Annotated in this window: 2 protein-coding genes; both read right to left on the bottom strand. The window is 53.4% G+C overall.

All coding sequences use genetic code 11. The features are described from left to right. Positions 1–381: ulvan lysase-like protein (locus tag RMSM_RS42550; protein ID WP_008696625.1), on the bottom strand; the 381-nt coding region annotated here is incomplete at its 3' end. Beyond that, on the bottom strand, positions 378–1,160 hold a 783-nt coding region (locus tag RMSM_RS13100), incomplete at its 5' end, for a sulfatase-like hydrolase/transferase (RefSeq protein WP_040766268.1). The genes RMSM_RS42550 and RMSM_RS13100, both read right to left, overlap by 4 nt.

Below are 1,160 nucleotides of genomic sequence, written 5' to 3'. Positions count from 1 at the left end.
GTTGATCGCCGCGTCCAGGTATTTCTGTTCGCCGGTCACGTGCGCGAGATGCAGGAACGGGTAGAGCGCATCGCTGCAGCGCCCATGAATGTGACTGCATGCGGGACAGATCAGCGCGCCATGACGACTCGGATCGCTGGGATCGTTGACTTGCCGGCGGATCATGCCATCACACCAATCGACCAACAAGCTCTTAGTCAGCTTGTTGAACTGTTGATTGTCGTACGAAGCTTTGCCCGAGCCATCGTGCTCCGACGCATGTGTCACAACGGAGTTCAACAGGGAGCCTGCGGCCAATGAAATCCCGCCGAAGCCTGCTAGTGTCGATTGAACAAATTGACGGCGGTCAATCCCGTTTGACTTGTTTAGTGCAATATTCATTTAGCTGCCCCTTCGCTCATCCAATTAGTGATCAATCGTGTTAGTTTTTGCAGCTTGTCGGGATTTTTTGCCGACAAGTCGTTTCGGTCATCGGGATCGTTCTTCAGGTCATACAGTTCGCTGCCGGACGGGCGAGCGATCAATTTGTCCCAGCCGTCAATCACGACACGCGCGACCAAGCCATCGTCCAGGTCCTCGAGCCGATCCAAGTCGCTGTCATGCTCATACACGTCGACGAACACCCGATCACGGTCTTGCAAGGCCTTGGGATCTCGCAGGTCGAGTCCCGTCATTTCTGTGGGCGGATCAATATCACACGCCTGCAAGATGGTCGTGGCGATGTCGATGTTGCTTGCCAGGGTTTCTTTGTCGCGAGCGGCTTCGATGGTCGCTTCGTGAGTGATAAAGATCGGCGTTCGAATCCCAGCTTCGACGGGTTCGCGTTTGGAGCGAATGCTAGAGTTCATTCGCTCTGGATTTTGCACCCAGCCATTGTCACAGGTGAAAACAAAGATCGTGTTTTCGTATAGATTTTTCTGTTTCAAATAGTCCACGATTTGCCCGCAACCTTCATCAAGCCACTCGACGTTGGCCCAGTAGCGAGCGGTGGGTTCATCGGGAGCGATGTCTTTGTACTTGTTGAACAGTCGATCCGGTGCGTTATGCGGTGCATGTGGCAGAAACACGCCATACCAAATAAAGAACGGCTGCTCGTTTGCTTGGGCTTTGTCGACGAAATCGTAAATCGGCTGCATCGTTTCGCGGCCGATCTTCAAACC

This window comes from Rhodopirellula maiorica SM1, assembly GCF_000346295.1.
Taxonomy (GTDB): Bacteria; Planctomycetota; Planctomycetia; order Pirellulales; family Pirellulaceae; genus Novipirellula; species Novipirellula maiorica.
The sequence above is the reverse complement of the archived record's forward strand: the minus strand, read 5'-3'. Positions and strand labels throughout refer to the sequence as shown.